At 57.1% G+C, this 25,847-nt stretch carries 20 protein-coding genes; 1 reads left to right on the top strand and 19 read right to left on the bottom strand.

The features are described 5' to 3' along the window. Nucleotides 1–24: 24 nt before the first annotated feature. The 12 genes from Q0336_RS07055 to Q0336_RS07000 form a co-directional block, all read right to left on the bottom strand. Complete coding sequence (locus tag Q0336_RS07055; protein ID WP_298527077.1) at nt 25–600, bottom strand: hypothetical protein; 576 nt, start codon at nt 598–600, stop codon at nt 25–27. A gap of 261 nt (nt 601–861) precedes the next feature. Further along, nucleotides 862–1,998 carry an RluA family pseudouridine synthase gene (locus tag Q0336_RS07050; protein WP_298527074.1) on the bottom strand — a complete coding sequence of 379 codons (1,137 nt, stop codon included), beginning with the start codon at nt 1,996–1,998 and terminating at the stop codon, nt 862–864. Between the two features lie 5 nt (nt 1,999–2,003). After that, on the bottom strand, nt 2,004–2,645 hold the full coding sequence (locus Q0336_RS07045) for a PASTA domain-containing protein (protein ID WP_298527072.1): 642 nt from the start codon (nt 2,643–2,645) through the stop codon (nt 2,004–2,006). A 33-nt stretch (nt 2,646–2,678) separates the two neighbouring features. Continuing rightward, on the bottom strand, nt 2,679–3,410 hold the full coding sequence (locus tag Q0336_RS07040; RefSeq protein ID WP_298527071.1) for an ATP-binding cassette domain-containing protein: 732 nt from the start codon (nt 3,408–3,410) through the stop codon (nt 2,679–2,681). A gap of 18 nt (nt 3,411–3,428) precedes the next feature. Beyond that, nucleotides 3,429–4,175 (bottom strand): ABC transporter permease, encoded by a 747-nt coding sequence (locus Q0336_RS07035; protein ID WP_298527070.1) that lies wholly within the window; start codon nt 4,173–4,175, stop codon nt 3,429–3,431. A gap of 30 nt (nt 4,176–4,205) precedes the next feature. Further along, on the bottom strand, nt 4,206–4,853 hold the full coding sequence (locus Q0336_RS07030) for an outer membrane lipoprotein carrier protein LolA (RefSeq protein WP_298527068.1): 648 nt from the start codon (nt 4,851–4,853) through the stop codon (nt 4,206–4,208). A gap of 54 nt (nt 4,854–4,907) precedes the next feature. Continuing rightward, nucleotides 4,908–7,442 (bottom strand): DNA translocase FtsK 4TM domain-containing protein, encoded by a 2,535-nt coding sequence (locus Q0336_RS07025; RefSeq protein ID WP_298527066.1) that lies wholly within the window; start codon nt 7,440–7,442, stop codon nt 4,908–4,910. 194 nt (nt 7,443–7,636) lie between these two features. Continuing rightward, a complete protein-coding gene (locus Q0336_RS07020; RefSeq protein WP_298527063.1) occupies nt 7,637–9,586 on the bottom strand; it encodes a TonB-dependent receptor in 1,950 nt (649 codons plus the stop codon). Nucleotides 9,587–9,693: 107 nt separating this feature from the next. Next, the gene (locus Q0336_RS07015) at nt 9,694–10,410 is read right to left on the bottom strand and encodes an HmuY family protein (protein ID WP_298527060.1); all 717 of its coding nucleotides are present in this window, start codon (nt 10,408–10,410) and stop codon (nt 9,694–9,696) included. A 595-nt stretch (nt 10,411–11,005) separates the two neighbouring features. Next, a complete protein-coding gene (locus tag Q0336_RS07010; protein ID WP_298527059.1) occupies nt 11,006–11,599 on the bottom strand; it encodes a hypothetical protein in 594 nt (197 codons plus the stop codon). Nucleotides 11,600–11,843: 244 nt separating this feature from the next. Then, the gene (locus tag Q0336_RS07005; protein ID WP_298527057.1) at nt 11,844–12,479 is read right to left on the bottom strand and encodes an OmpH family outer membrane protein; all 636 of its coding nucleotides are present in this window, start codon (nt 12,477–12,479) and stop codon (nt 11,844–11,846) included. 50 nt (nt 12,480–12,529) lie between these two features. Further along, nucleotides 12,530–12,745 carry a hypothetical protein gene (locus Q0336_RS07000; protein ID WP_298527054.1) on the bottom strand — a complete coding sequence of 72 codons (216 nt, stop codon included), beginning with the start codon at nt 12,743–12,745 and terminating at the stop codon, nt 12,530–12,532. Nucleotides 12,746–12,891: 146 nt separating this feature from the next. Between Q0336_RS07000 and Q0336_RS06995 the strand changes: the two genes are divergently transcribed. Next, nucleotides 12,892–14,349 carry an aminoacyl-histidine dipeptidase gene (locus tag Q0336_RS06995; protein WP_298527051.1) on the top strand — a complete coding sequence of 486 codons (1,458 nt, stop codon included), beginning with the start codon at nt 12,892–12,894 and terminating at the stop codon, nt 14,347–14,349. 234 nt (nt 14,350–14,583) lie between these two features. Here the strand turns inward: Q0336_RS06995 and Q0336_RS06990 are convergent, their stop codons facing one another. The 7 genes from Q0336_RS06990 to Q0336_RS06960 all read right to left on the bottom strand — a co-directional run bounded on the left by Q0336_RS06990 (nt 14,584) and on the right by Q0336_RS06960 (nt 25,844). Beyond that, the gene (locus Q0336_RS06990) at nt 14,584–15,030 is read right to left on the bottom strand and encodes a hypothetical protein (RefSeq protein WP_298527049.1); all 447 of its coding nucleotides are present in this window, start codon (nt 15,028–15,030) and stop codon (nt 14,584–14,586) included. 169 nt (nt 15,031–15,199) lie between these two features. Continuing rightward, complete coding sequence (locus Q0336_RS06985; protein ID WP_298527046.1) at nt 15,200–17,050, bottom strand: Ig-like domain-containing protein; 1,851 nt, start codon at nt 17,048–17,050, stop codon at nt 15,200–15,202. 12 nt (nt 17,051–17,062) lie between these two features. After that, nucleotides 17,063–18,913, bottom strand: coding sequence for a hypothetical protein (locus Q0336_RS06980; RefSeq protein WP_298527043.1), 1,851 nt, complete (start codon nt 18,911–18,913; stop codon nt 17,063–17,065). Nucleotides 18,914–19,123: 210 nt separating this feature from the next. Continuing rightward, nucleotides 19,124–20,164 (bottom strand): hypothetical protein, encoded by a 1,041-nt coding sequence (locus tag Q0336_RS06975; protein WP_298527040.1) that lies wholly within the window; start codon nt 20,162–20,164, stop codon nt 19,124–19,126. Nucleotides 20,165–20,171: 7 nt separating this feature from the next. Further along, nucleotides 20,172–21,569: a hypothetical protein gene (locus Q0336_RS06970; protein WP_298527037.1), complete on the bottom strand. Its 1,398-nt coding sequence runs from the start codon at nt 21,567–21,569 to the stop codon at nt 20,172–20,174. A 24-nt stretch (nt 21,570–21,593) separates the two neighbouring features. Continuing rightward, the gene (locus Q0336_RS06965) at nt 21,594–23,369 is read right to left on the bottom strand and encodes a hypothetical protein (protein WP_298527034.1); all 1,776 of its coding nucleotides are present in this window, start codon (nt 23,367–23,369) and stop codon (nt 21,594–21,596) included. Nucleotides 23,370–23,375: 6 nt separating this feature from the next. Further along, the gene (locus Q0336_RS06960) at nt 23,376–25,844 is read right to left on the bottom strand and encodes a TonB-dependent hemoglobin/transferrin/lactoferrin family receptor (protein ID WP_297192474.1); all 2,469 of its coding nucleotides are present in this window, start codon (nt 25,842–25,844) and stop codon (nt 23,376–23,378) included. Nucleotides 25,845–25,847 lie beyond the last annotated feature (3 nt).

Here is a 25,847-nt window from a genome sequence, read left to right as displayed (position 1 = left end):
CCCTCATGCACACGGACTCCTCTGCTAGAGCTTGACCCCGATGCCGATATCGACGTAGGGGAGTCCGAAGACCTTGTCCGTATCTCTCTGGAGCGGGATACTGGCCACGAGCCCTGCTTCAAACTTGGCATAGATGACATCGCTCATTACCGCTTGGTAGCCCCAGCCTGCCTTCATCGCCCAGCGGTAGTCCCATCGGCCTTGGAGCTCCTTCTTGAAGATGATGCCCCCTGTGTGGGACTGCATGGCAGTGCCGAGCACGACGAAGCCACCACGGTTGATCTCCTCTTCGCTCTTCTCACGGGCGTGGTACCAGCGAAGCTCTACACTGGCCGAAGGAAGAAGCATGTAGAAGAGATCGCTGTTGCTCCTTCTGTACTGCTCGGATCCAATGAAGTAGGTGGGATTGCTGTACAGATCGTAGCCGATATGAGCTCCCGCGACGAAGCCCAGCGGAAGAGCTTGATGGTAGCCGATGCGGCTCTGCATCAGCCCAAGCTCCAGCATGAAGCCCGAGTGCACCCGCTCTTCTTGCTGCGCTACGGCTTGAGGTGTGATGACCCCGAGGAGTAGGGTGAGGATAAGTAGAATTCGTTTCATTGATTGTCGTTGCTAATGTGGTCGTGCTGGCTTCGTCGGCCAAGAGCGGTCCGATCCAGCGGGCGCAAAGAAATAGCTATCAAACGACTCTACCAAACGGCTTCAAGGCTTTGCTCCTCATGGGATGCTTGATCGTGTGTCATGAGGAGAGCCTTTGTGGTTGATACCTCCCTTCGCCATGGGAAATAAAAAACCTCTCCACCCACAGCACGGGGTGGAGAGGTCTGTTCGCTTAGAGCGTATTTATTTCGACTCTTTCGTTTATTCGCTATCGACCTGAGCGGCATAGGTGCGCCAGCGATCTAAGAGCTCGGATAGGTCCGAAGGTAGTTCGCTGTCGAAGAGCATTTCTTCGCCCGTCATGGGATGTACGAAGCCGAGCGTCTTGGCATGAAGGGCTTGGCGGGGACAGAGGGTGAGGCAGTTGTGGACGAACTGCTTGTAGCGAGAGAATTGATTTCCCCAAAGGATCTTATCCCCTCCGTAGCGAGCATCAGCGAAGAGCGGATGCCCCAGATGCTTCATGTGCGCTCGTATCTGATGGGTGCGCCCTGTCTCCAGCCGGCATTCGATCCAGCTGACATAGGCCAGCTCCTCAAGGAGGGTGTAGTGTGTGACGGCATGCTTCCCCTTCGGACTACCCTCGGGGTAGACAGCCATCTGCAGGCGATCACGTTCGTCTCTGCCGATATTGCCGACGATGGTACCCTCGGGCTGCTTCAGACGACCCCACACAAGGGCTCGGTAGGTGCGCCGTGTCGTCTTGTTGAAGAACTGACGGGCGAGATGCGCCTTCGTCTCTGCTCGCTTGGCGATGACTAGGAGCCCGCTGGTGTCCTTGTCGATGCGATGCACAAGGCCAACATTAGGGTCTGCGGGGTCGTAGAGAGGATCATCCTTGAGGTAGTAGGCAAGAGCATTGACCAGCGTCCCCGTGTAGTTGCCATGCCCTGGATGTACGACAAGCCCCGCAGGCTTATTGACCACCATGAGGTACTCGTCTTCGTAGACGACATTTAGGGGAATGTCTTCGGGGATGATCTCTAGCTCGTGCTTCGGACGGCGAAGCTGGAGGGTGACGACATCAAGGGGCTTGATGCGGTAGTTGCTCTTCACAGCCTTGTCCCCCACGAAGACGTAGCCTCCATCCAGAGCCTGCTGGATGCGACTGCGTGTCGTGCCCGTCATGCGGGTGGCGAGGAACTTGTCCACGCGCATAGGAGCCTGCCCCTTGTCAGCTACGACACGGAAGTGCTCGTACAGCGGAGAACTATCGGCATGCTGGAGGTAGGAGACGGCTTCCGCCTCCTGAGATGAATCGCTGGGTGAGGCTGGGTCTACGAGGAAGATATCTTCGTCTTCGCCCCAAGCTCCGTCGTCAAGGTATTGCTCGGTCACGGCCTCTACCACCAGTCGTTGCTTACGTTTGAGCCGTCATCCTTGACGACACTATCGCCTTGGCTGGTGCTGTAGTCTTCGATATAGCGGTCCAGCCCAAGGGTGTCGATCACTTGACCTGCTACCAGCAGGATGAGCTTCGTGTCGATGGGAATCTGCGTCCCTGCGAGTATGGGCTTCCCATCGAGGGTCTGTAGCCCGACGACCGAACCGACATAGCCCCCAGGGACTACACGCTGCTCTACGGACTCAAAGCCGAGCCCCTTCAGTAGGGCCAAGATCTGTCGAGCAGACTGATCCTTGTAGTTGGGCACAGTCTGCTTGCGCTGATGGTAGCCGTTGATAGCGATGAAGAGGATGCGACCCGCCTTGACTTGGCTCCCTGGTTCGGGGACAACTTCACGTACCGTACCTGGGACAGCTGTGCGAGAGAAGGTGGAGTCATTGATCTCGTAGTCGAGACCTGCTTCGTCGAGGATGCGCTTCATCTCTGCTACGGTCTTGCCTCGGAGGTCGGGTACAGTGACCGTCTTCCCGTGACGTGTGTAGAGATCGAGACCGAAGATGAGAATGAAGATCAAGACTACTGAGGCAGCGATCATCACGAGGATGGTCGTCAGGAGCGAATCTTTCTTGAATAGAGACATAGAGATTGTCGGGGTGAAAGGGCTGGCTTCTCGCTAGAGACGGCCAGCGTTGATGAAGTGCATGACGCTCTCCGGTGTGTCGGGAGCATCTAGCGTAGCGCTACTCCCCTCCCATTCCTTGAGGCCATGGTGGAGGTAGATGATCTTATCGCCGATCGAGCGCACGGAGTTCATGTCGTGGGTATTGACGATGGTCGTGATGTTGTATTCCTTCGTCAGCTCGTAGATCAACTGGTCGATGACCATCGAGGTCTTGGGGTCAAGCCCTGAGTTCGGTTCGTCGCAGAAGAGGTACTTGGGATTGAGTGCTAGCGCTCGGGCTATCGCCGTACGCTTCATCATCCCCCCGCTGATCTCTGCGGGATACTTGTTGGCTGCTTCGGCGAGTCCCACACGCTCCAGTAGCTCCATAGCTCGGTGGTAGGACTTATCGTAGCTGTCTGAGGAGAACATCTCCATGGGGAAGAGGACATTCTCGATGACCGTCATGCTGTCGAAGAGTGCCGAGCCTTGGAAGAGCATCCCCATCTCACGGCGTAGTCGGAGGAGTTCGGGCTTGGACATCGTCAGCAGGTTGCGCCCATCATAGAGCACCTCACCTTGGTCGGGCTTGATGAGACCGATCATGCACTTGACGAAGACCGACTTACCAGCACCACTGCGGCCGATGACTAAGCTCGTCTTCCCTGCCTCGAAGGTGGCATCGATGCCCTTGAGGATCTCCTTGTCGGCAAAGCGCTTATAGATAGATTTGACTTGTATCACTTGAGGAGAGCGAGCTGATTAGGTGAGCATGAGGTTGGTCAGTAGCAGGTCGAAAAAGAGGATGAGCACACTGCTATTGACCACAGCTCGTGTGCTGGCAGTACCGACTTGGAGAGCTCCCCCCTTGACACAATATCCATAGTAGGAGGCTACCGAGGAGATGATGAAGGCATAGACCACCGACTTGATGATCGAATAGGTGACATAGATCGGCGTGAAGTAGAGCTGGAGCCCATAGATGAAGTCTTCGTGCGTCAGCGAGCTGGCAAGGTCGCAGGCTACGTAGCCTCCGACGATACCCGTCACCATGGAGAAGACCGAGAGTACAGGGATGAAAGCCATGAAGCCCACGATCTTCGGTAGGATAAGGAAGTTCGCAGAGTTCACCCCCATGATCTCCATAGCATCGATCTGCTCGGTGACACGCATCGTCCCAAGTTCGGAGGCGACACTAGAGCCGACCTTACCCGAGAGGATGAGGCACATCACCGTGGAGGAGAACTCCAAGATCATGATCTCTCGGGTTGAATAGCCGATGGTGAAGCGAGGGATGAGGGGGCTCGTCATGTTGATCGAGAGCTGGATGGTGATCACCGCCCCGATGAAGAGCGAGATGATGAAGACGATCCAGAGTGAGCCGACACCGAGACTATAGATCTCACGGATGACGGAGCGGAAGAACATGCGCCAGCGCATCGGGAGCGTGAAGGTGCGTCCCATGAGCTGTGTGTACTCGCCTATTTCGACGAGGGTCTTTGATTCCATGTACTATTGATTGGGTAGCAGACAGAGGGCTTAGCGCAGATCGACGACTTCGCAGCCGGGGTAGCTCTTAGCATTCAGAGCGAAGAAGCTCTGTGGATAAGCAGTGCGGCGAGTGACTCGGGCGACCTTTGCCGTCAGTAGACTCTTGTCCTTGGCAGAGAAGAGAAGCTGAGCAGGGAGGCCGTTACTGACCTGGAAGGTAGCGACGACGCTGGTGATATTGCTCTTGTGCTGTGGGGTAAAAGTGACGGTAGCCTGAGTACCCGTCTGTCCCTGCAGCTGGCTCGAGAAGCCCTGCGCTCGTGAGCGAAGGAAGTAGAGCGGATTGATCTGCAGGAGTTCGTCTGACGAAGGCTTGGAGATGGTCAGTGTATGCTCGGCGCTGTCGTAATAGGTCAGCGTCCCCGAAGCATAGACCGCCGTGATGGTGCCATACTCAAGGCGGAAGGCATCCCCCTGTAGGTGCATCTTGCCTGTCGTAGCACCTGCACTGCGCCCCGCCTTGTCACGGAGCTCGGTTGAGAAGTCTACTAGGGTAGCACCTGCACTATAAAGTGTGGCCTCAGCTCGCTCAAGGAGGGTCTGAGGAGTGATGGCGGGTGCCTTATTAGGGCGCTGGGCTCTAGCTCCTGAGAGGAGGGAGAGTGACAGCCCTAGGATCATGATGATATGTCGCATATTCATTGCTCACTTGAAATTGATATGTACTAATAGAACGGCTGATGAGTCAAGTTAGCTTAACTTCTGCAGCAGCTGCTCTAGACTTGCTTGGTCCTTGATGAAGACCTCACGAGGCTTACTTCCCTCTTGCGCTCCGACGATCCCTGCGCCCTCAAGCTGGTCCATCAGGCGACCTGCACGGTTGTAGCCGATGTTGAACTTGCGCTGGATGTTGGAGGTTGATCCCACCTGTGTCTGTACGACCATGCGGGCGACTTCATCGAAGAGGCTGTCCTTTTCATTGGGGTTGAAGCCCTTGGCTCCAGACTCTTCGCCCTCGGGGATGTATTCGGGAAGCTCGTAAGCTGAGCCTGTGCTCTCCTGACGGGCGATGTGCTCGACGATGGCCTCAGTCTCGGGAGTGTCCATGAAGGCACACTGTACACGCACCATCTCCTTACCTTGGTAGAAGAGCATGTCCCCACGGCCGATGAGCTGGTTGGCTCCAGGAGAGTCTAGCACGGTGCGAGAGTCTACCATGGAGAAGACCTTGAAGGCAATACGAGCGGGGAAGTTGGCCTTGATGAGCCCTGTGATGACATCGGTCGAAGGACGCTGCGTAGCGATGACCATGTGGATACCCGCGGCACGAGCCTTCTGAGCCAGACGGGCGATGGGCTGCTCCACTTCCTTACCAACGGTCATCATCAGGTCGGCGAACTCGTCGACGATGAGGACGATGTAGGGCAGGATCTCATGACCCTGAAGGCGGCTTAGTTCGCCTGAGCGTACTTGCTCGTTGTACTCACGGATGTTACGGACGGCACGCCCTGCGGTCTGCAGCAGGCGGTAGCGGTTGTCCATCTCGATGCAGAGCGAATTGAGGGTAGCCACGACCTTGGTCATGTCGGTGATGATCGCTCGGTCGGCATCGGGGAGTTTAGCTAGGAAGTGACGCTCGATCTCTTCGTAGATGGAGAACTCCAGCATCTTGGGGTCGACCATGACGAACTTCAGTTCCTCGGGGCGCTTGCTGTAGAGGAGTGAGGTGATCAGTGCATTGAGCCCAACGCTCTTCCCCTGCCCCGTAGCCCCTGCGATCAGCAGGTGAGGCATCTTCGTGAGGTCAAAGATGAAGGGCTCGTTGGTGATGGTCTTCCCGATCCCTACGGGTAGCTCCATCTTCTCCTGCTGCTCTCTGAACTTCCTTGAGGCAAGGATGCTGCGCATCGATACGGTCTGAGGAACGGAGTTGGGGACTTCGATCCCGATGGTACCCAGCCCTGGCATGGGAGCGATGATGCGCACCCCTTCGCTCTTGAGGCTCATGGCGATATCATCCTCCATGGTCTTGATGCGGGAGACCTTGATCCCTGAGTCAGGGATGACTTCGTAGAGGGTGACGGTGGGGCCGACGGTGGCTTTGCTCGGGGTGACGTGCATCTTGAAGCTGGCCAGCGTGTCGATGATCTTCTGCTTATTGTAGTCGATCTCCTCCATGTCTATGGGGCTTGTAGACTGCTCGTAGTCTCGGAGAAGGTCGGTCTGTGGCTTCTGATAGAGGGGGAGCTGTACTCCGTGCTTAGGGGGAGCTGCCTCGTGTGCCTCGTGATCCTCGATGAGGTCATCCTTGGGAGCCTCCTCGACGATCATCTCTTGGCTAGAAGAGGCGGAAGTGCTGCTGGAGGGGTGGGTGAAGCTCGTCGCCTCTCCTTGGGTGAAGCCCTGAGGCTCGACCTCTTCGTCGACGAACTCCTCACCTTCATCTGTGGGGAGGGGAGGCTCGTCACGCCAAACATCTTCGTCCTGCTGGGCACGATCGGTTTCGACTTCGGTGAGCTCTGGTCCCTTGCGACGGAGCAGTCGGGAGAGGAGTGATGCTGAGGGGAAGGAAGGTCGGGGGATGTTGGGGCGAGGGATCTTGGGGCTCTGTACGGCACCAAGCACACGTCCGCTACAGAGGACAAGGAAGATGAGCAGGCTGAAGCCTAGGGCAACGAAGACACCTGCGACTCCGATGCTACCATATATATAGGAGAAGAGCTCTTCACCTCGGAGACCTCCCCAGCGGAGGAAGCTGTCGGAGGGGAAGAGGGTCTGCAGGCCTGCTGCAGCGATGGCCGTCCAGATCGTCAGGAAGCCATCGATGAGGAAGTGCACGACATAGCGGATGAAGGCTATGCGTGGTCGCCAGATCAGATGGGCAAAGACGAAGACGACGAAGGTAAGGATGAAGATGATCCCCCAGCCGAAGAGCTGATTGAAGAGGTAGTCGGCTAGGCGAGCTCCGGGGAGGCCGAAGATGTTGGTCACCTGCCGAGAGGTCTCTTCGCTGGTCATCGCCTCTTGGCTCGCCGTGATCAAGCTCTGGTCACTCCCATGAGAGAAGAGGAAGGTAATGATCGACAGTAGGGCGATGATGAAGAAGGCCAGCAGGAGGAGCCCAAAGATCGTAGGGATACGACGATTGTCGAAGTTGGCTACTACCAGCTCCCGCACACCGTTCATCCCGCCGAAGAAGGAGGAAGAGCTAGCTCTCCCTTGCCTTGAGGAGGCTGGTCTTTTCGTACGTTGGTTCCCTTTTATCTTGCCTGAAGTCTTACCCATGATTGATCGTTGGCCTCGTAGCCCCTTTTAGCCTACAAAGTTAGCGAAAGAAGCCCATTTGCCTACAATCACTTCGAGCGCAGCACCTCGCCTCGTCGTGGGGTGGATGAAGTAGCGAAGGGAGCGGGCTTTCTTCCCGTGATGAACTCAGAGAGCAAGGGGAGCGCAGCGGTGACCTATGGAGGTAGGCTCTGCTAGATACCTATGGTAAGGGAAGAGAAGAAGGTGCGTCCTGGGGAGAGTGTCCCCGTGATATTGACGCTCTCGGGGACGAAGTCAAAGATATTGTCTACCCCGAGCGAGACACGCACCTTGCCTCGCCATGATCCACCGAGGGCGACACGTGAGACGCTGAAGCCTGAGAAGCGCACCTGCTCGTAGTCATTCGTCGAGCTATTCAGCTGAAGGGTCGAGAGCGCACTGCTGGCACGTAGACTGTAGTTCGCAGAGAGGACCGCCTCGCCTACTCGATGCTCATAGGTGAGTCCTAGGGTGAGGTTGTGGGGGCGGAGGTTGGAGTAGGAGAGTGTTCGTCCCGCCTTGTCCTTGACTTGACCAAAGCTCTTGAGGAAGGCATAGTCGAGCGTAGCGCTGAAGCCCGAGGGCAGGAGATAGCGTAGGCTTGTCTGGAGGTTGAGCACCTTCGTCTCCTTGGAAGTATTGCGGTAGCGCATGACCTTCCCTCCATCCTCAGGGACGAGATCGATGCCGTTGGTGATGAGGTTGTAGGAGGCGATCACCGTAGCATTGAGGCGCTTGGTCTGATACTCGGGAGAGAAGCTGATGAGGTGGCTGATCTCGGGGCGAAGATCCTCCGAGCCACGGATGTAGAACATGTTCTGATGATCCCAGTCCATGTACAGCTCCTTGATCGAGGGCGAGCGGAACCCTTCGGCATAGGAGGCCCTTAGGCGAAGATCCCCCAGCGTGTAGAGGGCGGATAGTCTAGGGGAGAGGTGAAGCCCGAAGCGGGAGTGGCGGTCGTAGCGAAGACCTCCGACAAGGGAAAGCTTCGACCAAGGGTGCCATTCGGCCTGCCCATAGAGCGAATAGAGCTCAGCACGGCGAATATCCTTAGTACTTGGGAATCGGTCGCCTCGGAGACGCTCGGCATAGATCTCCAGACCTACGTTCGCCAGGATAGGAGTCTCGCCCTCTGCCCCGTAGTTGTACTGCAGTCGACCCGTGTGCGAGCGGAAGAGGAAGATGGGCGTTGCCTCACGGGCAGCTGGGTACCACGAGGAGCGGTCGTAGAGCTCATTATTGTAGTCTAGGCGGAGGTTGTGCCGGCTGTTGAAGGCATAGTAGGCTCGACCTCCGAGGCTGTGTGTCGTGTAGTGATGCTGGGTGATGGGGTCGAAGTCTTGGTCTCGGAAGCTGTAGCGAAGGTAGCCCGCTAGCTCTAGACGATCATCTGTGCTGCGGAAGCGGAGCTTCTCGCTTAGGTACTTGGTCTTGCTGCGGGAGAAGAGGCTGGGGGCGGGGACTCCACCACTGCGGGTGGCGATGGAGTAGGGGGCTTGCTCGGTGTAGCCTGCGGAGGTGGTGCTGGAGAGTCGTCGGTAGCGCACTCCTAGCGAAGCCGCATAGCGAGAGAGCCCTTCGCTCGAGATGTCTGCTGAGGCGGAGGCCTCTAGGGGGCGGGAGCCCTGCTTGGTGATGAAGTTGATGACCCCACCGATGGCGCTGGAGCCGTAGAGTGCGGAGGCCGCCCCACGGATGATCTCGATACGCTCGATGGTGGAGATATCTATTCGGTTGAGGTCCACAGAGCCATTGCCCTCGGAGGTGATCTTCTCGCCATCGACGAGGAAGAGGACATAGTCTCCCGCCATCCCCTGGATGACGACCTGCTGCTGACCGCCGTGCATGGAGATCTGCACCCCAGGGAGCGTCATCTGGAGCGCATCGGCTGCGGAGCGAGGCTGTACTCGATCCAGATCCTTACGGCTGATGATCTGCGTCGGGATGGGGAGCTTCTTCAGCAGGCGAGGCGTTTGTGTCCCCGTCACGACGACTTCGTGGATGGCGAAGCCGTTGCTCACGCTATCCGTGGGACTCTCGGCTGGGGAAGAAGCCTTCTGAGCATGTAGACTAAGAGCCGTGAAGGATAGGGCGAGCGAAAGCGGTACGATACGGAGCATAGTTAGCTGGGGATGGGTGAAGGGGGAGTGAAGAGCGACGAAGAAGAGGCTCGATCGACATAGTCTGTATGTAGATCGAGCCTCTTGAGGTTGGTGATGCCTAGGCTTTACTGGACGGGATAGACGTACTGGATGGTGATGTGACCCGAGACGGGCTTGACCACGCCGTCCTTACCCTTGAGCGGAGTGCTGTAGCCCGTGACCTTGACCTTGGCGAACTTGCCCGAGGCGGTGCGCACGAGGTAGACCTTGTTGCTCAGCGTCGTAGAGGGACCACCGCCATTGCCGTGGCCACCCATGTCGAGGGTGATCGCACCCTTCTTGATGATCTTGTAGACGGGGCGACCTCCTTCCATGGAGATCTTCTGAGTTGTCGTTAGCACGAGGTTCGCAGGGATATCTTCGTAGCGGGTCTTAGCTCCATCAGCGCCGTGTGTGAACTCGACGAGCTGTCTCTGAGACTTGTCTACTTCGAACTGGTCAGCTGCAGGGATCGTGATCTTGTCGTTGATGTTCTCCGTAGAGGTTTCGACGGCGCCGCCCTGACCCTTGCCCGAGAGACCACTATTGGTTCGGAAGTCGTAGCGGTGAAGGCCAAGGTCCCAGTTGGTCTGGCTCTTGTGTGCTTCGTCATCCCAAGCAGCGGTAGAGACGACCTTCCCCTCTTCGAAGGAGAAGTAGACGTACTTCGTGTAGTCAGAGGCATCGATGATGACGGTCTTGACTTCGCCCTGCTGGGGCTTCTTGGGCTCGTCCTTCTTGTCGCAGGAGACGGCACCGAGGCTAAGAGCAGCTACTGCTAGCCAAAGGAAGTTCTTCTTCATATTGGATCTGTTGTGACTTGAGTTGATGAGTTGCTTAGTTCTATCGCTGTGGGGCACTCCACAAATGCTCGGGAGGTGCTTCTCACAAGATGTTGCAAAGGTAGAGCGATTAGGGATGTGCTTAAATACTAGGAAATAGCCATTTTACAGCCCCTCGATACCTACAAGTGATTAACCATAAAAGAGTAGATGGGAGCACAGTCGAATGCTTATGCTCTACCTAGCGGGGTAGGGTCTATATTCGTGGGGCTATGGCGGACGACTCCGTAGGAGTGAACCTTCACGATTTATCCTCTGTCGCTGAGAATAGACCCCCTGCTAAAATGCGTCGCTCTGGTCGGCTCAGAGACCGCCCTCGAGACACCCCCAAATAAAACCTACTGTAGGTCGTCGATGCGACCCACGGTAGGTCGGTCAGGCGACCCACAGTAGGTTTTTTCGGCGACCTACCGTAGGTCTGTTTTTTGCCCTCTCGAGAGGATGAGTTGTTAGCCTTGAGATGAAGCGTGCAAGAGTCTCTGTTATACAAAGAAAAGCCCCGTAGCTCACGTGAGCTACGGGGCTTTGTCTTGAGGAGTAAATCTCGGGGGAAGGATTACTTCTTCACCAGCGTCCCTTCGAAGTTGATGGTGCTGGAAGCATTAGCCTTGCTCAGGGCAGCTAGCACCTTCAGGAGTTCGGCACTAGCCTTAGCTCCGAAGCTAGCCTGATAGCTACGAGCATAGAAGTGGTACATACCGATGGAGAGTGTAGCCTTGATCGTGCCGTCCTTGATGACGGCGCTACCGATCTGTGGCGAGATGGGCATATTACCGGTCTGGGGTACGTGGATATTGCCCGACTCTCTGAGCTCATAGCGAGCTACCTTGCCCTTCTGCTGTCCTTCGAGGTAGATGTAGCCCTTGTGTATGGTCACCTTCGTGAGACGACCTGTGCCAAGGACAGCTTCCCCGAAGTTGATGTCTTCGAAGCCTACCTTGCCGATGCCATCGAGCTGAATGTCCTTGGGAGTAACATCTACGAGGTGGATGGTATAGGCATCCCCATCTGCGGGGACGACGATGACATCTCCTCCGGGATTAGGTGTGGGCTTGGGTGTAGGCTCATCGTTCTTCTTGCCACACGAGGTCGCTACCCCGAGGAGAAGTCCGCCGAGGAGCAGCGCTGTAGTCCATTTCTTGATATTCATGTTTCTTGAGAGGATAGGAGTGATTAGAGGCGAAGGGTGTATCCCTCGCCAGCGCAAAGGTAGGGATATTCGCCCGCCTTCAGGGTGAAAAGGTCCAATATACCTATCACTAGGTACAGCCCCCTTCCTGCACTATTTGTCCTTAGCTCCCTCCTGTCATAGCTCCCAAAAGGCAAGGGGCACCACGGCTACACATCGGTGCCGTGATGCCCCTTGTCCCTCCCAGCGGAGTGGGGAGGAAGGCTTACTTCTTCTTAGCTGTAGAGTCGGCGGCTACGGAAGCCTTGCTAGAAGTATAGTGCTCGTTGAGGTACTTGATGAAGTCGTCCGTGATATCTAGGGCTTCATCTGCATAGAGGACGTTGTCCCCGACCTGCGTGAGGATGAGCTTGTAGCGACCATCCTTGTTGTATTCCTTGAGCTGGGTGCGGATCTCCGTCATCACATCTTCGAGGAGCGACTGCTGCTTGAGGGCGAGCTTCTGAGAGAGCTCTGCGCTGAGCGCTTCACCTTCCTGCTGCATGCGGATGATCTTCTGTTGCTCGGCCTGCTGAGCTTCAGCAGAGACGAAGGCATTGATACGCATACGACGCTCGAAGTCTGCTGCTGCCTTCTGGATCGCAGCGCTCTTGCCCTGAAGACGAGTCTGGTGAGCGATGGCATCCTTCTCAAGAGCCTCCTTCACCTCTTGGGCGAACTTGTACTGAGAGGAGACACTGTCCATGCGAACAAGAGCTATGGGGAGACCCGTAGCCTGCACTTCGGATGGGGTAGAGGGGGCGGACTTTTGCTCGGGCTTGCCTTGGCAGGAGGAGAGGCTCAGGGCTGAAGCGATGGCCAGAGCCAGTGAGCAGAGGGTCATACGACCAGTCTTTGTCATAGGTGCTGTTATATTTTAATTATTGTATCCGAGGGAAGTGAAGGGGAGATTTAGGAAGCCTGCTCAGCCAGACGCTCAGCTAGATTCTTCTGACGCTGAGCATCCCGATGCTGCGACGTGTGGCAGGAGATACCTCGACGTTGCATGGCACGGCTCCCGCCGACATGCGTATTGGGGAAGCGACCATTCCTCTTGAAGATAATCGATACCGAGAGGAGAAAGACCGCAGTTCCTACGGCGAAGAGTGCGACTAGGAATAATGTCATCCTTGTATTTTATCGTTATATTTGTTGGGAGCAAAGGTACAAGTTTTCGCTGATTAAGGCTTAGATAGATGAATTCGGGTCTTAACTCTCCGAATGCCACTGATGCACACGTAAGCAACTACTCAAACATAAACATCAAGTAAGCAATGGAAATCACAGAGCTGAATCCTAAGATCGTCTGGAAATACTTCCATGAGATCACGCAAGTCCCCCGCCCCTCTAAGAAGGAAGGTAAGATCATCGCCTATCTAGAGAAGTTCGCTCAGGAGCATGGTATCGAGTACAAGAAGGACCATGTAGGCAACATCGTCATGAGCAAGCCTGCTACCCCAGGTTACGAAGATCGAGTGAAGCTCATCCTCCAGAGCCACGTCGATATGGTCTGTGAGAAGAACGCTGGCACCCAGCATGACTTCGACAACGATCCTATCCGTACGATCGTCGACGGCGAATGGCTTCGTGCTGACGGGACGACTCTCGGTGCGGACAACGGGATCGGCTGTGCTGCCCAGCTCGCTATCCTAGCTTCGGATGACCTCGAGCACGGACCTCTCGAAGCGCTCTTCACCATCGACGAAGAGACGGGTATGACGGGGGCCTTCGAGCTTCGCCCAGGCTTCCTCACCGGTAAGATCCTCATCAACCTCGACAGCGAAGACGAAGGCGAACTCTTCATCGGCTGTGCTGGTGGTAAGGGTATCGTAGCGACCTTCAAGCCCGAGTATCAGCAGGCTCCTCAGGGTCTTGTCTGGCTTCGTGCCTCGGTCTCTGGTCTCAAGGGCGGTCACTCCGGCGGTGAGATCCACTGCGGACTTGGCAATGCGAATAAGCTACTCACCCGCTTCCTCTATGCGCTGGAGAAGAATGTCGACTGGAAGCTCTCTGAGATAGCTGGGGGTAACCTCCACAACGCTATCCCTCGTGAGGCACATGCTCTCGTCGGTGTTCGCCCCGAGGACAAGGCTAAGGCAATCGAACTGCTCAAGAGCCTCGAAGAAGCTGTGCGTAACGAGCTTAAGGCAGTAGACCCCAACGTCTGCTTCGCTATCGAGGAAGCTTCTGCTCCCGCCCAGATCATCGATGACAAGACGAAGTCGGCGCTGGTACGTGCGCTCTATGCTTGCCCTCACGGCGTACTCGGCATGAGCCACGAGATCGAAGACCTCGTCGAGACTTCCAACAACCTTGCTTCGATCAAGCAACGTGACGGTGTGATCCTCGTCGAGACCAGCCAGCGAAGCTCTACGACGAGCCTTCGTGACTCGGCTGCCGAGATGGTCGCTTCTGTCTTCGAGCTGGCAGGGGCAGATGTCGAACTCACTGACTCTTACCCTGGCTGGAAGCCCAATCCAGACTCTGCTATCCTCAAGGCTTCGGCAGATGCTTACCGCAAGCTCTTCGGCAAGGAAGCAGCTGTGAAGGCCATCCACGCAGGGCTCGAATGTGGTCTGATCCTAGACGTATATCCTGATCTGGATATGGTGTCCTTCGGGCCAACGCTTCGTGATGTGCACTCTCCTGCAGAGCGTATCGAGATCAAGACGGTAGACCTCTGGTGGCGTCACCTCCTTCAGGTGCTCAAGGAAATCCCCGCAGCGAAGTAAGCACTTCCCTTCTGTAGGAAGTAACTACTTCCACCTTCCAGAAGTAACTTCCCTTACTTCCTAAGATAAGGCCAGCGACCGTAGCCTCCCGATCAGGTGAGGACTACGGTCGCTGGCCTTCTAGCTTTGTGGATAGTGGAGGGCCAGAGCCTCTGCGGGCAAGAGGCTAGAATGTGTGAGGCAAGGATCTTAGGCTTGTGGAGGTAAGACTCTAGCCTCCGTGATGGGAAAGTACTAGACCTTGCGGTGGAAGAGGTATCCCTTCAGCGGCTGGGCGACGAAGCGGAGCGCACCTTGCTCGCTGTCTCGCTCCATGCCTGTCGTCGTGAAGTCAGCCTTCATCACACCTCCCTCGAGCTGTGCTGTGAACCCCTGAAGGATAGTGGCTGTCCCGAAGGGTGTATCCTGTATGATGTCTCCGATCGTGAGGGTACTTCCCGAGAGATTGTAGGTGGCGGTGTAGGCCATCGCCCCTCGAGGAGAACCAGCGGGAGTGAGGGTGAAGGTCACTTCTCGCTCCGTGCGGAAGTCGAGCGTCATCGTGCCTGTCCCTTCTGTCCAATACGTACCTTTCAGGGGGGAATGCTCGGCTGTATCTCGAGGTGTGTCCTTGTGGCAGGCCGTGAGGGCAAGACTGAGGAGGGTGAGCAGGAAGAAGCTCAGGCGGGGAAATAGTTTCATTATCCTAATTAAATGAGTATCGCTGTCGTCGCTTGAGAGGTGTCGCTATCGTAGCTGGGTGAGTATCTCTATCATAGCAGGGGAGGTACCGCTGTCATCGCTGAATGGATAGCGCTGTTGTCTCTGGATGAGTAGCACGGGTGCCGTCATCGTGGAGGGCTTGGTGGGGCTACTTCGCCGCCTCTTCGATTCTGAAGAAGAAGGGGGCATAGCCAGCCTGCACGTAGGCGGGCTTCGACCCTCGGGGCACAATCAGCTTCTCGATACGTCCCTGCTTAGCGGTGCGGAGGAAGACTTGAGCGCCAAGGGTGGGAGGCACCTTGCCTAGCGCATGCACTGTCTCAAGTCGTGGGCAGAGGGCGAAGGCCTGATCATCCAGAGAGCGGAGGCTCGCTGGTAGCGTCACCTCGCTGAGGCTACTGGCGTAGAAGGCCAAGAGGCCGATGCTCTCTAGGCCCTCAGGGAGGATGACGGGCTGAGCTATCTGAGCGGCGAAGAGGGCGGCCTCGTCGATGGAGCGGAGGCTCGAGGGGAAGATGATCGCATCGAGCTGTATTGCATTCTTCTCATCCAGATCTTGATTGCGGATGAAGGAGCCATAGACACCCGCAGCGAGCGCTCGGCGAGAGAGGCGCTGGAGACCCTCGGGGAGGCGAAGGGTTTTGGCCTGCATCCGTGAGAGTACATCCTGGTACTGGTTGGGGTAGCGAAGGAAGAAGCTCGGACCCAGTTCACGGAGCTTAGTCGGGGAGGCGAAGGTCACATCATCGAAGCGACCTGTGAGGGTGATCTCCTCGACGGAGCTGGGGATCGTCAAGGGTGCTGAGAGCTCAAGGAGCGCACGGAGCTCTCGTAGCCCCTCGGGGAGTATAAGGGGCTCCTTGACGGAGGAGATCTTGAGCTCCTCTTCACCCCCAGAGCGCTCTCCGAAGAGCTTAGGCTGGTTGCAGTAGAGGCGTCGGAGGCTTTTCGGGAGGGTGAGATGCTCGGTGGCAAACTCCCCTAGGTGAAGCTCCTCGTAGCCCTCAGGTACTGTGAGGGAGACGAAGGTATAGCCGAGCCCGAAGTCAACGAGTGAGCTAAGCCCTCTCGGCAGGGTAAGGCTCTTGATGAGGAGCTGCTGAGCGAAGAGCGGGGGTAGGACGCCGTCTGTGACGGAGATGGGGCTAGGCTCGGGCTGTCCCGAGCGCCTACGGGGCACTAGGGTACGCCCCCCGCTGACTACGTGAGTGTCGGAGAGGTCAAGGGCATCGATGCGCTCCTTGTTCTCGATGAAGAAGAGCAGGTCACTGCCGTTGATCGGACCGTGGATACTGATCTTGGAGAAGTAGGGCATCTCCTTAGCCACCATCGGTAGCAGTCCCGGCACGCTCTGCGTGAGATCTAGTTCTCCATTTGTATAGGTATATCGAGGGGCTTCGTGGTGCTCCACGGTCACTGCTACCGAGTCTTCAGAGAAGAAGCCAGAGAGGGGATTGCCGAGGCGGACATAGATCGTCGCCTCCCCATCCTGCAGGCCTCGTATGACCCCCTCGCTATCGACGGTAGCCACGGCTTCGTTGGAGCTACGCCAGGAGAGAGCTTCTGTTGGCTTGTAGTCTTCAGGCAGGAAGCGGTAGCCGAGGCGATAGGTCTCTAGGGGGTTGATCGTCACGGCTCGATCTCGGAGGTAGACCCCGGAGGAGATGAGGACGAACTTACGGCTCGCCCGCACCCGACGCCCGCCTGACTGGAGGCTGGTGACATAGACGGTGAGTTCGCCTTTGCTGAGGGGCTTCAGTAGTCCACCATATTGGATCGAGGCCAAGCTAGCATCGGATACGCTCCACGAGAGACGAGGGTCAGAGACCTGGGGTGAGGTGGATACTGAGAGATGATATTCACGCCCCGTGTAGAGGGTGTCCGAGGCGAAGGAGTTGATCGAGAGCGTCTCTACGACGGGCTCTTCCTTAGAGCAAGAGCTTAGGATAGAGATGGCGGAGAGGAGAGCAACTCCTAGGGCAAGAGGTCGGATGTTCATGGGAGCTGTCTATTAGTGGGACTGACGGAGGGTGAAGGTGATGGGGCTCAGCCCTTCGCCCGAGGGTGGCACGAGTCGAAGGAGGGCGGAGCGGTCTCGCCCTGTATCATTCTTGTCTGCATAGAAGGCGATGGAGCTGACGTAGCCGGTCTCGGGGTCTACGGCAAGTGAGGCCTGCACCCAGCCTGATCGAGGGTTAGGCTTCTCGAGGAGGATCTGCTCGGGGGCTAAGTTCGTCTGGAGAGCTACTGTCGCGATGATGTACTGCTGGTAGCTGTCGTCGGTGTCTCCTGCGAAGTCTATCGCTGTCCCTTCGTTTGTGGAGAAGATATAGCTCCCTGTGAAGGGCTCCTGCTCACAGACGAAGTCTACAGGGAGGAGTGGGGTACGCCCTGTGTATTCGCTCTGGATGTATGTGGAGATCTTAGCCTGTAGTACGAAGCGTCGGACAGAGCGAAGCGGGTTGGCGGTGACGTGTATGTTATTGATCGTCAGGAGATCGGGGTAGGTAAGTGTCGCCCCTTGAGGAATAGCAGGACTAGCTCCCCAGTCTTTGTCAGGGATGGTGATGAAGGTCGGGCGCTCCCACTCGATATCGTCGGACGAGGTATTGAGGCGGAGCTTGACAGAGAAGTCTGACGCCTCTTGTGGGAGCTTGATGGTCTCTCTCTTCTTCATCCCTGAGGTCGCCAGGTAGAGCTCCTGCTTGTACGGGGGAAGCTTGACGAAGCTCCAGAGCTTCTGATCATGGAGGTCATTGGTGACGAGGAAGGCTAGTTGCCCGTCGAAGAGGCTGGGGCTAGAGATATCGAGGAGATTATTGTTGGAGGAGGTCTGCCCTACGATGGCTACGCCCGAGGCGGTCTTGACGAGCCGGAAGTGTCGCTGGAGCTCAGGGCGCTCCATCTGGTAGTCCTTGGGATTGATGGTGTACTGCCAGTGAGGGCTACGTATCTGTCGATCATCTGATCCGTCGGCCCTGTCAGAGACGTCGACACTACGGACGTAGGTCGTGAGATGGAGCTTCTCGAGCGGTATATCTGTGCGGAGCTCGAGTCGGTACTGCTGAGGGAGTGCCCCGAAAGATTGGATCTCCTTCGTAGGGTCTACGAGCGAGATGGGGCGACGGATCTGCAGGAAGTCCAGTGCTACCGAGAGGTTCGGATGCTCGGGGTCAGAGAGACGGAGGCGCACTCGGCGCTGCTCAAGGCTCTGCGGGATGGCGTCGAGGCGGAAGCTGAGGCCCCAGATATCCCCCTGGCGTGTGAACTTCAGGTCGTGTATCCAGTCACGACTCTCTGAGCCATACTCTAGCTGGGTGGTGAGTCTCGTAGCGTCGAGGTTTGTGCGGAAGGCTTCCTTTGTCTCGAAGAGGCTTGCTGAGGCGGGCAGAGGGAGCGTGCAGACGATCCCGGGATTGCGGTAGAAGTAGTCCTCCGAGACCTTGAGCGCTGAGGTATAGGCGAAGAGATAGCGGTCACTCGCTAGCGATACCGATGCTGGCTGGACGACTGTGATGTGCTGGGCCTCACGACGCTCGCCCCGCTCGATGATCTGTAGGGTCAGCTGGGCTGTGCGCTTGGTGGGGCTACTGTTGCGAGCCACATAGATGAGGAGCATCCCTCTCTCTAGCTTCGTGTCGATCCAGTCCTCGGCCTCGGTGATCTGGAGGCGGTGATCGTAGATGGATGAGGTGAAGGGGATGCGGAGGGTATCACCTTCGCTGCGGGCGACGAGGGGCTGGGAGGCTTTGCCTTCGTTCACCACGAGCTGAGGAGCTTCGCTCGTACTGCGACAGGAGTCGAGGATAAGGGAGAGCAGGCCTCCGAAGAGGAGTAGGAGGGAGTATCGTAGGGTATTCATCTGAGCTTATTGACTAGAGTAGACGGCGGGTGGGGGGAGTGACTGCCGTCGGAGAGCGGGGCTGGGGGAGGGGGGATCCCTTGAGTACGTCTACCTCTCGGGTGGCACTAGTAGTACTTCGGAGGAGGCACTACTGGTGCTTCGACAGAGGCGCTACTAGTGCTCCGAGACCGTTGTGCTTTGCCTTTGTGTTGGGCTGGGATCCTTCTGCTAGGAGGTCTTCACTTTATGGAGGGAGAGATAGACGGAGATCATCCCAGGCTCGGAGAGGCGGACGAGCACAGCATCTGCTTCGTCTCGCACGACCTCCATCACGAGGGTCACATCGTGACGGGCATAAGTAATGGCGATCGGGGGGATGAAGTCGCTCTCGAAGACTCCAGGATAGCGTGATACGTCGCCACGGAAAGGGAAGATGGGGAAGCTCATGAGGAGCTTGCTCCCTCGTATCTGCCACGTGCCCTTGAAGGTGTTGAGCCCGAAGAGGAGTGGTGGGAGCGAGGAGAGCGTCACCTGACTATTCGACTGGAGCGAGAGGCGGTAGCCGTAGAGGAGGGGATGGTGATCATACTCGGCGTCGTCGATATGTAGCACGCGCTTCCAGCTCTCGGTATCTACACGATAGCTACCGAGGAGGGCTCGGTAGTCAAGGGGCTCTTCGCTCACGGGATTGCGTTCGCCCCAAGAGGGGTCGATGACGTCTGTCTCCTTACTCCAGTAGTCATCCTGTGCGCCCTTCCCCGTCATGAGAGCGGAGAAGCTGTAGTCGGGGTTGACGAAGAAAGCCTCCATGACGAGCATATTGTTCAGCAGGTTGAAGCGACGGATCTTCAGTCGGTACTCTAGGTCTCCCCCGATGGGGCTACCGACACGTACCAGGAGCTCTTCCTTGTTCTTTGGGTCTAGCGCCCAAGTACCGCTGTAGTGGAAGATGGTATTGCCGAAGTCTTCGATGACATAGGTAGCATAGACTTCGCCGGTCTTGGAGAAGAAGATCGAGTTGAGGTGCTTGCCCGCTACATTGAGTATCGGGCGAGCCTTCTCGGAGAGATTGGACAGGGGAGAGGGGAGGATGACCTCCTGCCTCTCTGGATCTACCTTCCACGTCACCCCGAGGATCTTCTCCAGGGTCAGGGAGGAGGGGAACTGGATCCGGCGCTCTCGCCCTGTCTGATTCGTCGGGAGCTCATTAGTACAGGCTGTGAGCGAGAGCAAGAGCAGGGCCAGGAGCCCATGTAGGTATCTATTCATCGTCGTATCAGCGCTTGGGGAGGGTGATCTTTTTGAAGTCGGCGACATAGCCACTCTGGAGGGAGACGGAGAAGGCGGGCTTCACCTCTCCTGTCATGAGGTCATAGCTCCAGTAGCCATTATAGGGAGCATCCTCACCGGTACGCACGTAGCGTAGGTAGAGGTGCCCGTCGACAAAGGCCGCGATATTCACGCCCTGCTGGAAGGCGGACGAAGGGCGAAGGGCAGAGAGGGGCTTGGCCTCCCTCGTCTGTAGGTCTATCGTATAGTACTGCCAGAGATTCTCGGGGATCTGACTGCGTACGGCGGGTAGAGGCTGGACATTGACCAGCGTGAAGAGCTTACCACCACGGGCGAAGATCCCGTTGAAGCGGGCGGGGTAGCCTAGTCCCAGATCCGAGATACGCACCTGCCAGTCGGGATCGATGGTGTAGGAGCCTTTGCGGATGCGATAGAGGAGCGAATTCTGGTAGAAGCCCAGCTGGTCACCCCCTTGGGCGAGGAGGTAGAGATCCCCCTCTTCGTCGGTCGTATACTGTAGCAGTTCGGAGGGCGTGCCGAGTCTCCCGGTATTCTCCAGGTGAGAGAGACCGAGGAGCTTCCCGCCGTTCTTCGCCTCGTAGGCTACGAGGTAGCTGTCTCGGGAGAGATTGGCATAGGAGGGGGACTGGAGCTCTACGTCGAGGATGAGGGCAGAGCCGTGGACGGCCAGGAGCTTCATCCCCACGATCAGGTTGGGTAGCTCTTGTCCTGCTAGGGAGGGAGTCCGCTCGAGGATGAACTGGCGGATCCGCTCCTTGTCCAGGTCGGAGACGTAGATCTGGGGACTTGTCTTCTCCATCGTCTCGGGGTCAAAGCTACGGATCGAGAGTAGGTCTCGCTGGTAGGCGGGCTGGACGAGGAAGCCTTGCCCTGAGGTGACTACGAAGTTCTTCGCTGCTTGGCTGAAGCCCCCGCTCTCGGACTCTAGGAGTGCTCGCTCCCCGATAGCTCGGGGTGTGGGGCTGAAGACGAGGCGTACGGGCGTATTCACCAGTAGATCCCCTTGGCTGAGGTTATTCACCGCATTGGAGAAGCGGTAGAGGTGCTCCCCAGACTGGAGGAGTCCGCCCCCGTCTTCGCCGAAGCGACCGAAGAGGGTATTCTCCTCGAGGATGTTATTGATCCCCTCCCCTTGAGGCATCTGGGTGAAGTAGGAGATATAGCTCTCTAGGATACTCCTCCCCCTCATAGGTCCTGAGGGGATGATGGTCTTCCGGTAGGTCATGAGCACATAGCGGTCGGGGCCGAGGGTGACCTCTGCTCTCGGGGTGACAGCAGGGCGAGGGGCCTCGGAGCGACAGGCGCTGAGCCCCGTGAGGAAGAGGCCTAGCAAGAGCAGGCAAGCGAGTGAGCGCTGATTCATTCGGTACATGAGGACGGGGGAGGATTAGTAGGGAGAGCCGATAGAGCTGTAGTAGATGCGCATGCCTTCGGGTACATTCTTCACGACACAGCCAGGATTGACGCGGAGGGAGGTCGTGTTGAGGTTGGTCAGTCGGAGATGCCCGAAGTCAAGGTAGTCGATACGCTCACTACCCGTACGGGAGCGCTCGAGGCCGTGGAGGTAGACGACCCCCTTGAAGTCCCGCCACTGCTCCCCGCTGAAGTCAAGGATGTTGAAGCCAAACCAGATCGCACGCTCATCGCTACGAGGGCGGTACTTGCTCGGAGGCGTGGAGACGCAGAAGCCAGATACCGAGGCGAAGTGATCCAGCAGATAGTCATAGTCGAGGTCGGAGAAGCGAACGGGGAGATTACCCGCATGTCCTTCATCTCCACGGGAGGTGTAGTCGGCGAAGCTCGCATGAGCCTTCTTCGTCGCCCCCTGGGGTACGGTGATCTTGTCGAGGGCTTCGACCTCGAGGATGAGTTTGTGCTCGTGGCTAAGAGCTGGGGTGACGAGCTCCCTCATCCCCCCGGAGAGGTTGACGCTCTCTAGGCGGGGATTCTTCGCCGAAGTCACGCCTGAGAGGTCGATACGATCAGCGTAGAGGGGGAGGAGGGCGAGCTTCTTGAGCTGAGGACAGCCCGAGAGGGAGAAGCGGATGTCTCTACCCCAAGCACTGTGGGGGACTGCCTTCCTCGAGGAGCGGATGCGTAGGGAGAGCTCTTCCAGAGCGGGGAGGTTGAGCTTCTCGAAGGAGGCCTTGTCGAAGTCTTCCCTTTGCGCAAAGAGCACCCGTAGGGTCTTCAGTGTAGGTAGCTGTCCGTTGAGCTTGGTGATGAAGGCGTCGTCGAAGGGTAGAGGGCGGTAGCGTAGCCCGTCTGAGCCGAAGGTGTCACCAGCTTCGACGGAGATGTCGAGGGTCGTGAGTGTGCGACTGACCTTCCCTAGCAGGTCGACGTCACGTAGCCGTACATTGTCTAGGTAGAGCGAACTAGCCTGCTCTACCGCTAGACTCTGTAGTGAGGCGAAGTAGCTACCCGAGACGATCAGCTTGGGACGAGCGCTGGGGTGGAGACGAAGCCCTAGATTCGGCGTGCCAGTGAGCTGGATCTCCCCTAGGAGGGGACTCTCGCTGGCGTCGATGATGAGCCCGTCTTTTGCCCCCTTGACGACAAGCTTCCTCAGAGAGCGGAGTCCTCGCAGGTCGAGGCGCTCGAGCTGTGCTCCCGAGATCTCCAGATCCGTGGTGCGGGGATAGGCTGAGAGGTTGTGAATCTCTACCATGTCTCGGGGGACATAGTCTCTACCCCCCAATTGGGAGTAGTTGTTGCCTTCGAGGGTGAGGAGGATGAGGCTCGTATTATCGTCCTCATAGGACGAGATGAAGCCATGCTCGAGATAGTAAGCGATACGTGCACGCCCGTTCATATACTTCTTGCGTCGCTGAGCATCGACTACATAGATGAGGTGGGCGTCAGCGAAGGTCTCTGCCCGATCCAGTACCCCGTGGAGGGAGTCCCTCACCCTACGATCGGTCAGGAGCTCCAGTTCCTGCCGAGCTAGAGCAAAGGAGAGCTGACGGATGTAGCCCGTAGCTCGGCGCTCGATCTCGCCCTGATCCATGTGGAGGCGATCTCCCGCTTCGGGGGTGATGGGGCTGTCGCCCTTGGGGAGGGGCTCATATACTCGCTGGCAGGCTGTGAGCCCGAGAAGTGTCGTGGTGAGTATCGTGAAGAGACGGGGGCTGATCCGTCGTAGTGGTAGTAGGGGCTTCATAGTCGACTAGAGCTTGAATTCGAGGGAGAGATTGGCATAGCGACGGGGCTGGCTGAAGCGTGTGATCGTCTCTAGCCCCCCTCTGAAGAAGTCATTGTGCTGGACGAGCATCACGGGGCTGATGAGCTGACGGATATCGTCCCAGAGCCAGTAGCGGGTATCGGTGAGGTTCATCACAGAGGCTCGTAGCGTGAGGTGACGTGCTAGGGTGACGTAGGCAAAGAGATCCACGGTCACGGCGTTCTGGAAGAAGTAGTAGGGGAACTGGCTGATCTGTTCATCTCCATAGAAGCTCTTGACGAACTTGGTCTGGTCGACATCCTTGGCCTTGAGGAAGTTCACCCTTAGGCTCAGCCCAGCCTTCTCCTTAGGCAGGTCGTAGTCGAAGCCCGCTACCGCCTTCAGAGGCTGGATAGCTAGCATCGAAGTGCCATCACTGAAGCGCCCCTCGGAGTAGTTCAGCGACCCCGTCAGCAGGAGCTGTCCTAAGTGCTTGAGACGAGGCATGAGCTCCTCGAGGTAGAGGCTCGTGCTGAAGTCGATCCCCCAAAGGCTGGCGTTCTTCTTGTTTTCATTGATGGAGTAGGCGACATCCCGATTCTGCCCGTCGAGGAAGACCTTCTGTACCCCATAGAGAGGCTCGATATAGTCTCTATATCTATTGTAGTAGAAGCTCAGGTCATAGGCAAAGTACTTCGGATCGGAGGTGCCGATGTGCCATTCGTGGTTGAAGGACAGCTCCCGACGAAGCTTAGGATTGGAGAGTACGAAGAAGGCAGGCGAGAGACTTACATACTGGAAGAAGCGCTCCTGTGAGGTGGGTACACGGTAGCCCGTAGAGAACTTGTACCCAACACTCAGATATCGGCTGAAGTCGTAGCTCACGATAGCCATAGGGGTGAAGCCCCACTCCTCGATACGGGCCTTGTCGAAGTCCATCCCCGCTGTCTTGAGGTTGCCTATAAGGTAGCCTAGGTAGTTGAAGTCATTGTCCCCCTTCCAGTCCCTCGTCTGTGAGACGAAGTGGTCATAGCGGAGACCGAGGTCGAGTTTGAGTTTCCCCAGGCGAATATTATCTGAGAGGGCCACGGAGAAGTTATCTCTGTCAGCCGGACGCTGGAAGGAATAGATGTAGGAGCTCTGAGGGAGGGCTTCGCCCATGCGGTAGAAGGTGCCCTTGTACCGCACACCGTCCTTGTATGTATTCAGAGGCTTACTGATGTCGACGTTCTTGTCCTCGGTATGATGATGGAGGTAGGAGGCGTGCAGGGTGAAGAAGTGATAGCCTAGCGACCCAAAGTTCTGAGGCTTGGAGGTGGCCTTCAGTGCAAAGGCTTGGTCGTAGAAGCTCATCCCTTTGAGCAGACGACGAGTACCAGCAGGGAGGTAGCTGGGCTTGAAGTTAGAGATGTCGGGACGATAGATAGAGCTTCGGGTGTCGGCATCGAGGAAGGACTGCTGGCCGTTCACATAGAGATTGACTTCATTCAGCCAAGGAGACTCGAGCGGGGTGAAGCGGTAATGTACATCCCAGCGCCGTGTGAGCACCTGGTCGTGGCCATAGTAGTAGGGCTCGTGCTGCGAGGTGAGCACGTAGGCAGGCTCCATCGACCAGACCTCCGAGTCAGTGATCTTATTCTGGCTGTAGAAGGATGCGGTCAGCTTGTGAGCACCATGGCGGAAGGCAAGCTTGCCGAGGAAGGACTGCTGTCGGTACTCCATCGGGTCGGGACGGGTAGCGAAGATACTTCGGCGAAGCTCGCCGTAGCCGAAGTTGCGTACCTCACGCCCTGTACGCTCGGCATAGAGAGCGAGAGCTTCGAGCCCTTTGTAGATGTAGGCACCGCCCAGAGAATAGATACGTCCGTGCGCCATGTTGTCCCCGCCGATCTTAGCCTGGAGCCCGTAGCTACGGTCTCCCTCGATCATCGTACGTGCCTCCTTTGTTTCGAAGTTCACTGCACCGCCGAGCGCCCCTGTACCATGCTCGAAGGACGAGGCACCCTTCTTGATGTCGACCTTCTTGATGAACTCAGTCTCGAACTGTGGGCGGGCGGAATTGATCAAGCCATAGGAGCTGAAGACGACATTGGTCTCGGTCTCGGCTTGAGGGAGGCCGTCGACGGAGATCGATACGCGATTCTCGTCGACACCACGGATAGCGAAGCCCTTGTTGCCATATCGGGAGACGGACTCCGAGATACCTACGCCCGGCATGTAGCGGACGAAGTCCTTTGTGTTGAGGATGAACTGACGGCTGATATCTCTATCTGTGACTACTTCACGTCCGATCTCCTTCTTCTGAACCTTCTTTTGCCTCTTCTTCTCCTTGACTTCGACCTCCTTGATATGGATGGTACGGCGCACGGTGTCGGTCTGCTCTCGCTGGGGGCTTTGCGCAAGAGCTTCCCCTACCGCAGAGGAGAGGAGAAGAGAGAGGAAGCCAGTGAGGAGGGTGTATCTATGGATGAGCATGCT

The organism is uncultured Porphyromonas sp. (assembly GCF_938039215.1).
Classification (GTDB): domain Bacteria; phylum Bacteroidota; class Bacteroidia; order Bacteroidales; family Porphyromonadaceae; genus Porphyromonas.
The sequence above is the reverse complement of the archived record's forward strand: the minus strand, read 5'-3'. Positions and strand labels throughout refer to the sequence as shown.

Coding starts and splice junctions, on each gene's coding strand:
- Q0336_RS07055 (WP_298527077.1), bottom strand. CDS start 600: ATGAAACGAATTCTACTTATCCTCACCCTACTCCTCGGGGTCATCACA.
- Q0336_RS07045 (WP_298527072.1), bottom strand. CDS start 2,645: ATGTCTCTATTCAAGAAAGATTCGCTCCTGACGACCATCCTCGTGATG.
- Q0336_RS07035 (WP_298527070.1), bottom strand. CDS start 4,175: ATGGAATCAAAGACCCTCGTCGAAATAGGCGAGTACACACAGCTCATG.
- Q0336_RS07030 (WP_298527068.1), bottom strand. CDS start 4,853: ATGCGACATATCATCATGATCCTAGGGCTGTCACTCTCCCTCCTCTCA.
- Q0336_RS07025 (WP_298527066.1), bottom strand. CDS start 7,442: ATGGGTAAGACTTCAGGCAAGATAAAAGGGAACCAACGTACGAAAAGA.
- Q0336_RS07020 (WP_298527063.1), bottom strand. CDS start 9,586: ATGCTCCGTATCGTACCGCTTTCGCTCGCCCTATCCTTCACGGCTCTT.
- Q0336_RS07015 (WP_298527060.1), bottom strand. CDS start 10,410: ATGAAGAAGAACTTCCTTTGGCTAGCAGTAGCTGCTCTTAGCCTCGGT.
- Q0336_RS07010 (WP_298527059.1), bottom strand. CDS start 11,599: ATGAATATCAAGAAATGGACTACAGCGCTGCTCCTCGGCGGACTTCTC.
- Q0336_RS07005 (WP_298527057.1), bottom strand. CDS start 12,479: ATGACAAAGACTGGTCGTATGACCCTCTGCTCACTGGCTCTGGCCATC.
- Q0336_RS07000 (WP_298527054.1), bottom strand. CDS start 12,745: ATGACATTATTCCTAGTCGCACTCTTCGCCGTAGGAACTGCGGTCTTT.
- Q0336_RS06995 (WP_298527051.1), top strand. CDS start 12,892: ATGGAAATCACAGAGCTGAATCCTAAGATCGTCTGGAAATACTTCCAT.
- Q0336_RS06990 (WP_298527049.1), bottom strand. CDS start 15,030: ATGAAACTATTTCCCCGCCTGAGCTTCTTCCTGCTCACCCTCCTCAGT.
- Q0336_RS06985 (WP_298527046.1), bottom strand. CDS start 17,050: ATGAACATCCGACCTCTTGCCCTAGGAGTTGCTCTCCTCTCCGCCATC.
- Q0336_RS06980 (WP_298527043.1), bottom strand. CDS start 18,913: ATGAATACCCTACGATACTCCCTCCTACTCCTCTTCGGAGGCCTGCTC.
- Q0336_RS06975 (WP_298527040.1), bottom strand. CDS start 20,164: ATGAATAGATACCTACATGGGCTCCTGGCCCTGCTCTTGCTCTCGCTC.
- Q0336_RS06970 (WP_298527037.1), bottom strand. CDS start 21,569: ATGAATCAGCGCTCACTCGCTTGCCTGCTCTTGCTAGGCCTCTTCCTC.
- Q0336_RS06965 (WP_298527034.1), bottom strand. CDS start 23,369: ATGAAGCCCCTACTACCACTACGACGGATCAGCCCCCGTCTCTTCACG.
- Q0336_RS06960 (WP_297192474.1), bottom strand. CDS start 25,844: ATGCTCATCCATAGATACACCCTCCTCACTGGCTTCCTCTCTCTTCTC.